General features: G+C 45.6%; 10 protein-coding genes. 6 read left to right on the top strand and 4 right to left on the bottom strand.

Translation table 11 applies throughout. The features are described from left to right. Positions 1-356: 356 nt before the first annotated feature. Positions 357-1,679 carry a hypothetical protein gene (locus B7Y67_RS08585; RefSeq protein ID WP_293598288.1) on the top strand — a complete coding sequence of 441 codons (1,323 nt, stop codon included), beginning with the start codon at positions 357-359 and terminating at the stop codon, positions 1,677-1,679. A gap of 20 nt (positions 1,680-1,699) precedes the next feature. On the opposite strand, the gene B7Y67_RS08580 is transcribed toward B7Y67_RS08585, so the two are convergent. The 3 genes from B7Y67_RS08580 to B7Y67_RS08570 all read right to left on the bottom strand — a co-directional run bounded on the left by B7Y67_RS08580 (position 1,700) and on the right by B7Y67_RS08570 (position 3,216). Then, the gene (locus B7Y67_RS08580) at positions 1,700-2,146 is read right to left on the bottom strand and encodes a DUF6641 family protein (RefSeq protein WP_293598287.1); all 447 of its coding nucleotides are present in this window, start codon (positions 2,144-2,146) and stop codon (positions 1,700-1,702) included. Positions 2,147-2,370: 224 nt separating this feature from the next. Continuing rightward, positions 2,371-2,769, bottom strand: a complete 399-nt coding sequence (locus tag B7Y67_RS08575) for a hypothetical protein (RefSeq protein ID WP_293598286.1) — start codon at positions 2,767-2,769, stop codon at positions 2,371-2,373. 117 nt (positions 2,770-2,886) lie between these two features. Continuing rightward, complete coding sequence (locus B7Y67_RS08570) at positions 2,887-3,216, bottom strand: hypothetical protein (protein ID WP_293598285.1); 330 nt, start codon at positions 3,214-3,216, stop codon at positions 2,887-2,889. Between the two features lie 50 nt (positions 3,217-3,266). On the opposite strand from B7Y67_RS08570, the gene B7Y67_RS08565 reads away from it, so the two are divergent. The 3 genes from B7Y67_RS08565 (at position 3,267) to B7Y67_RS08555 (ending at position 4,859) form a co-directional block, all read left to right on the top strand. After that, complete coding sequence (locus B7Y67_RS08565; protein WP_293598284.1) at positions 3,267-3,587, top strand: hypothetical protein; 321 nt, start codon at positions 3,267-3,269, stop codon at positions 3,585-3,587. A gap of 61 nt (positions 3,588-3,648) precedes the next feature. Beyond that, positions 3,649-3,819 carry a hypothetical protein gene (locus B7Y67_RS08560; protein ID WP_293598283.1) on the top strand — a complete coding sequence of 57 codons (171 nt, stop codon included), beginning with the start codon at positions 3,649-3,651 and terminating at the stop codon, positions 3,817-3,819. A gap of 473 nt (positions 3,820-4,292) precedes the next feature. Further along, on the top strand, positions 4,293-4,859 hold the full coding sequence (locus B7Y67_RS08555; protein WP_293598289.1) for a site-specific integrase: 567 nt from the start codon (positions 4,293-4,295) through the stop codon (positions 4,857-4,859). Positions 4,860-4,897: 38 nt separating this feature from the next. Here the strand turns inward: B7Y67_RS08555 and B7Y67_RS08550 are convergent, their stop codons facing one another. After that, a complete protein-coding gene (locus B7Y67_RS08550) occupies positions 4,898-5,605 on the bottom strand; it encodes a hypothetical protein (protein WP_293598282.1) in 708 nt (235 codons plus the stop codon). Between the two features lie 176 nt (positions 5,606-5,781). Here B7Y67_RS08550 and B7Y67_RS08545 point away from each other — a divergent pair, with 176 nt between their 5' ends. Then, complete coding sequence (locus B7Y67_RS08545) at positions 5,782-6,090, top strand: hypothetical protein (protein ID WP_293598281.1); 309 nt, start codon at positions 5,782-5,784, stop codon at positions 6,088-6,090. A 49-nt stretch (positions 6,091-6,139) separates the two neighbouring features. Continuing rightward, complete coding sequence (locus tag B7Y67_RS08540; protein ID WP_293598280.1) at positions 6,140-7,021, top strand: hypothetical protein; 882 nt, start codon at positions 6,140-6,142, stop codon at positions 7,019-7,021. Positions 7,022-7,212 lie beyond the last annotated feature (191 nt).

Here is a 7,212-nt window from a genome sequence, read left to right as displayed (position 1 = left end):
TAACTTGGTTAACACCACCGTTCATGACGCCGTAAAGGGTCACAGAAGATTGTGCGAAAGCAGAAGTTGCAGCCAAAGCGGCGATAGCAATGAGGGTTTGCGATTTTGTCTTCTAAGGTATTCTTTTAAGGTGTTTTAGTGATCTTAAATTGATTCCACCGTATTATTTTTTCTAAAAGTTGCATGGTCTGCGGCATACAACTAGGTTGTGATTTTCACAACACTTTGCAAACTGTTTTTCGCACTGGCACAGCTGGCAAAACGATGGTGACGGCACGGGTTTCAAGCGCCAACAAATCGCTTGTGAAAAGCGTGAAATCTTTGCCCTGTGCGGCATACAACTTTACGCTGCGAACATGTTCACTCAGCTTGCCAATTACAGCTCAGTCGCCGCAAATGACGATAGACACTCACGCGATCGCACCGTTCCAATACCAAGCACCATTGCAGCTGTGGCTGGTTATCCCAGCAAGTTAGTTGTTTACAAAATCTCTGCCAGTCAATATTGGCAAGTGCGCTGTTGGGTTGATGGTCGCTTTCATAGACGATCAGCAAAAACCACTTCGTTCAAACTGGCTGAGCGTTTTGCTCGTTGGTTTTATGAAAGCCTTCACGCCAAGCGCCATATCTCGCAGCTTGAACCAACTGTTGCAATTGCAAACACACCAGTCCACAAGACAAACGAACCGCAAGAACTGACATTTGGCGCCATTGCAGCGCAGGTCTACGCCAATGAACAAGCACGGGTGGAGCGCGGTGAGCTTGGTGCTGGAACCTTGCGCATGCTTCGCAACAGGCTAGATGCATATGTGCTCCCACACTTTGGCGCAATGCTTCCAAGTGCGATCACTTACCAAATGCTGCAGGAGTTTGCACAAACCCTGAGTATCAAACACACCACCGTTACTGTCAGCACCTACCTCATTACTGTTCGCAAAGTTCTTATTCATGCAGTGCGCATTGGTGCGATAGAGCAAGCACCAGACATTCCCAAGATCAAAGTCAAATCTGCATCACGCGGGGCTTTCACACCCACTGAGTATTGGCAGCTGCTTAGAGCTGCACGAGCACTTCGTGGTGTGCAGCATCCAGCAGGCAGGAAAGAAATGCGCAAGCGTATCAAGCAAGCCTACAACGATCACCGCATGCCACCTGAAATGGCTTGGTCAATTAGCCTGATGGTCAACTGCTTCTTGCGACCAGGAGACTTAACCAAACTCAAGCATCGCCATGTTGAGGTGATAAGGGGCAAGAACACCTATCTGCGACTTACCCTGCCTGAGACCAAGCTGCACAGTGCGCCCATCGTCACACTACGCCCTGCAGTTCGCATTTATGAGCAAATCTGCAAGCACAGACCTGATGCAAAGCCTAACGATTACCTTCTGCTGCCTGACCTAAAAAACAGAACCCATGCTTTGGCAGTGCTGAGCACCATGTTTAACTGGGTGCTAGACCATACTGGACTAAAACTTAACCCACACGGGTATCCGCGTAGCCTTTATAGCTTGCGTCACAGCGCAATCACATTCCGCTTGCTTTACGGACAAGGGATTGATTTGATAACACTGGCGCGAAACGCACGAACCAGTGTAGATGTGATTAACAATCACTATGCAAGCACAGTGACTGGCGAGCAGAACATTGCAATGCTGCAAAGCAGGCGAACTCACACCTAGCAAGCCCGCCCTCAATCGCGTTATTTCTTAAATCCATCACGCAGCTTGATGCTGGCGCTTTCAATCTGCGCATCCAGTTCGCTGTTCAATACCGCATTGATCAAAGTGTCAAAGACTGCAGGTAGCTCTTTGACACTGGCAATCTCAATGGCTGACTTTCCTTTATTCAGCTCAAGTGCCTTACTTCCATAAAAAACGCTGAGCAGCGTTTCGTTCTTTTCACCTGTCCACCACCAAGCCTTGATGCGCACAGGCATTTCTCGCACAGTGCGTTCGCCTGTAGTGCGATCAACTACGGTGCGAAGGCGCTGGGGTGTGAAGTTTCGACCTTCTATGACTGCGATTGCCAATTCGCGCTGATCAGTCAATTTATTGATCAGCTTATTGCGGCGCTTGACCACATCTGGCAATGCGCGAGGTTTGCGAGCTGTAGTGAGTTTGAGTGTTGCGAGTGCGGAAGTAGACATGTGCTTTTCCTTTCATTTATTGATAAAGCACAGGTAATTTTGTGATCATGCTGGCGCTTGGGCGACCAGCAACCCGCCACTTTGGCGGGACATTGAGATGAGGTGGCGTGTTAAACGACGATTAGTTGTCACTCATTAATGAAATATTTGAACTCATTAATTTAGATCTAGCATTGAATCTCATAGAACACAAAATCAAAGAAAATACTTTTAGCGCTTGTAACTTAGAGAGGGACGCAAGACCCAGCCAGATTAACAGCCACTTGATTTCCTGTCTCATTTAACAAAGTAAGGGAAATCAAAATTTGATCTTTTGGAGCATAAGAAATCTGTAGAAGACTTTTCTGCTCGCCAAAATATTGAAAAATTTTTGCGCCATTGCGATTAATTGCAGGGCGATCAGGAAGACTGACAAATATTTTATTTGAACCATATGAGACAGTCTCTCCCTTTATTAACACCTTACCAGGGTTATCTTTACCTAAGAAAACACTTTCCCAATTTGGATTCGTCGAAGATCTTTGTGCTTCCCAGACACAATAAAGCTGCCTAACAGGCTGAGCTGAGGCGTGAGCAACAGAAAATAGTGCGATGCAAAATAAAGTCAAATTTCTAAAAGACATTTTGTTCGATTATTTGCTAAGTGAAAGTTTATAAATTTTATCATTGACTGACCGTGGCGCTTGATAGACAAGTTGGATGAGTGCACCGCAAACAGCCAACTTAAAAATCCCTCAAGCCTAAGCATTGGACAACGGATTAATTTTTCTTCGCTGCGCAACAGCAAGTGACTTTTGAGCTTTGGCGACTTGCTGGCGCTGACGCTCTGCAGCCAATGCATCTGCAGCTCGATCTTTTGTAGCCTTCAAGTTGTCAATGCGCTGCTGCTCTGGTGTTTTGGGCTTGATTGTTTCTCCAAGCACTGGACTGGCAATGATGCAGTCCCAGCCGTATTGGTATTGCAGTAGCAATCGTGCATGTGTTGTGTTTTCTGCATGAACAATGGTCTTGACGATGTTGCCCTTGATGCGAACTGTGGCGATGTAGTCTTTCATCCAGTATTTAGCCAAATAACTCAGCGGAAAAAGTATGGTTCTATTTGGCAGGACTAAATAGATGCATGAACTTCAAAGACATGCAACAAAGAAAACAGACAGATGACTGGCTGGCAAACAATGGCGTTAATGTGGCGCACATCTACGCTGGCACAGCAGAGCTGTTTCAAGCCACCAAGTTGGCGACAGCCACGCTTAAGGACTGGGGCAAGCTGCTGGAGCAAAACCAAGCTCACACGCTGAACAACTTTATCAAAGCCACTCGCTCAGTTCGCACTCGCAACAAAATCACACAGGGTCAATGCTTTAAGGTGATGAACATTGCCAAGCAGGCACAGCGCAAGTCAGCCAAGTTCGACAAACAACACACCAAGGCAACCAAGTAAGGCAGCACAAGACCACGAGTAAGTCGCTCGTCTAACAAATGGCACAAACGCGGGTTGGAATATGACGGCTAATGACCCCGCTCTCGCAGCAAGTTGGTATGAAGGCTTGCAGCACAGAGAGAGCCGCAGAGTTGCTGCAATGCAAATCAATGCAGAAGCAGTTTGCGAGTTTCAATACATTCGTCTCGCGTCAAACTCTTTCATACTCGTCCTGCGACGGGCTTTGCACTGACCAGAACGACACGGCGGCTTATGTTCATCTTTGTGGTGACATAGCCGTCGTTTGCTCAAAACTTTCCCCAACCAGTCATCTCTCATTTCTAAGCGAAGCAACTTGCGTGAGCTGCAAGCGATACGCAAGCGAACGCAGTTCGCTCTCAGCAGTCTAAGCACAACCCCTCAAATCAGCGCAGCAAGCGCAGATCTTTCAGCGCCAGCAAGTCATGTAGCTGGGATAGCAAAAAAACGCTGCAGCGTTGTTTTACGCAGTTGCTGCATAAATGTCGTCTTGATCCCACAGATCGCGGTGCTGCAGGCATAAATACTTGCACCAAATAAAAACACACTTTGATTTGGTGATTGCGTAAGTCATTGATTCTTGGAAAGAAAAATGACCCGCCATTTTTACGGGCTACAGGTCGCCCAAAAACACAAAAGAAAACACACTTACAGAAACGAAATCATTTAATGCAAACAGCACAAATCATGTCCCAAGCAAAAACACTCACCCCAGCGGAAATCGATCAGGTCTTGAACTACATCGCTACACAAAGTTTCCCGCTACGCAATCGCGTGATGTTCTTAACGGGACTGTGGTCAGGTGTTCGCGTGGGAGAAATTGCCAGCCTCCGTGTTGGCGATGTAATGAATGTGGATGGGTCCGTCAAAGCAGAAGTTCGATTGACTGCTGAGCAGACCAAGGGACGCCAACCACGCACCGTGTTCTTGCCCCAAAAACTGCGGGATGAGCTGCAGAGTTACTTGGACCTGCGCCAGCCACTTGATCCCGCTCACCCGTTGTTCGTCACTGCGGGGCGCAAACGCTTTAGTGCCAATGTGTTGGCGCAGCACTTTCATTACTTGTTCAAGCGTGCAGGTGTTGCTGGCGCTTCCAGTCACTCAATGCGTCGCAGTTTTATCACCAACTTGGCAGCCAAGGGCATTGGCGTTCGAGTACTAGCTAGCCTTGCGGGGCACCGCTCAATTGCAGTCACTCAACGCTACATTGATGTAAATGACGAAATGAAACGCAATGCGGTGGAATTGATTTGATCGTCAAGTTCTCCATGCATGGGTATTTAACAATTCGTTCAATTCAAGACTGAGTAGAACTTGCTTGGAAAATCTCCCTTTGCTGCAGCATGAATTAAATTGTTTGCAATTAGCAAGTATCGACGAATGGCTCTTTCTGCTCCTACATCATTTCCTAGCGATCTCACAGCATTACTAACCTCGTCATATTCAAAATCGCCCGCCAGTGCCATGGGCAGCCCTTCAACCTTGCGTTTGGAATTTTTCCACTTTGCGCTTCTTGCCAAGTAAAAACGCCTAACTTCAGCAAGCACAACCTTGGCTGGCACTCTCTTCGATGAGCTGCTTGTCAAAATTTTTTGGTGAATATCGTAAGTGTGAAGATACGCACGCAAAGCACTCACTTTAATTTCTGCACCTTCTGTTAATTGGTAATCACGACTTGGTTTTGGATGGTGCCCAATATTTTTGTAATGTGCCATCAACAAATCGCGCACTTGATTTGCTGCAGCTGTTGGAGTCAATGATTTAGGTATTGATAACTGCATGACATCAGCGTTACTTAAGTAACGCTTTGCGACTTCAACCTTGTTGCGAGGAAATAAGCTGTTGCCATGCATAGCCCACCAATCATTAAATCTGGTGCCTTCATAGTCACCCCACCCTTCGTAGTATTTGGTGTTGATTTTGATATTTGGTTTTTCTGCAGCTCTCTTTAAAAACTCATACCAAAGCCTGATTGCTTCTTTGCCAGTTGCTCGTGCCATATCACCTCCATATGATCTTCTGTTTTCTTATTGGTTAATTTTTTCCTATTTTGAATGTACAAAAACCTTGTTATTAAGATATTGGTTTTACATAAAAATCACAAAAGCTTAAAATACTCCTACATAAGCAAAGAACTGTTTATGTTTTTATCAATTAACTTTTAAAAGGTATTTATATGTCAAAAGTAACTAAAACCCAAACCATCGTGCTCGTCAGTTACAGCACACCTGCTATTCCTGCTTGCTTTGCAAAAAGCCTTCAGAAGCACCTGCAAAGCCAAGTGTGGGAATCCCGCTCCCACGCAGAGGAGGATGTCCGTGTTATTTGCGACGACTATAAAAATCCAAAATTCATCACTGAAATTAGATACCAATTTGGTGAAGATTTTTATGACAACTTAGCAGATGAAATTGGTGAGTTGATTAGTGAGCAAATGGATGTTTGGATGGCTATTAACAACATCGAAGACTTAACAACTGCTTAATGACACACAGCAGCTAGCAATGCTAGCTGCATTTTTTTACAAGGTTTGTATGAAATTTACACGCACTAAGGTGGACATTAACCACGCGATCATCACACACGCTGACTTGCTTGCTCAGCGCCACGAAGACTATGTCAGTGAGTTTATAACGCGAGCAAACAATGAGCTGTATTGCATACTTGCAGAGCTCCTTGAGCTGCATGAGAAACTAATTGCAAGCCCAAATAAAGACAAACTCATCAAGCAGATGCGACAGCTTTTAAAGGAGAAATACGGTCTCAAGACTCAAGCCAACACCAAGACCACTGCCTTGGTGGTCAAGTATGTCACTCGCGCCAGTCGTAAAACTGCACATGTTTATGGTCGCGTGTTGGATGTTGCAATCACCAACGGCATCAGCTCTGCTGGCTTGATTGATTACATAAAAGTTAATGGTGGCGTTGACAAGATTCGCGCAGCGGAAGTCAGCAATGAAGCACAGCAGCAGAAAAAATGTGTTGAATCCAACCTACAAAAAGCACTACGGTCAACGCTTACTTCAAAACAAGGAATTGGCAATGCTCTATTTGCCAGATCCAAAACATTGCCGCATGCTAAAGATGTCAGCTTTACACACATGCTATGCGTTTACAACCACCAAACCCAGAAGCAAGAAATTATTGGGATCATGTATCCAAGCAGCAGTCTTGAGTCACTAGCAATGGCTGAATATTTGACTATGCTTGATGTTGCTGCAATTAGTGATGACAACACTTTGTTTTATCAACGCTGCAAAGAACGAGGACTCAACATGGACTTAATTTATCGCTGGATGGCTGTTAACAACATTGCAAATGCTGCGGCTGCGCAGCAATTGATCACATCACTGTCAACATCAACTAAGTTAGCGATGACTGCCAGTAATGAGGCAACACTAAAGCGCGCGGCTTAGCTTCCTCTGCGTTACTTAAGTAACGCTGGATAACTCATCCACCCATTGAAAAACCCCACCGCTCTTGCGAGCGATGGGGTTTTCGACTTTTAAATCCTTAACTGGCTAAGCCAGCAGGGGGATTAGAAAGAGTGGCGAACGCCAACAGCCAATTCAGAGTTCTTAACAGAACCTGTTTCGTTCTTGTTTTG

The organism is Polynucleobacter sp. 35-46-11 (genome assembly GCF_002281105.1).
The sequence above is the reverse complement of the archived record's forward strand: the minus strand, read 5'-3'. Positions and strand labels throughout refer to the sequence as shown.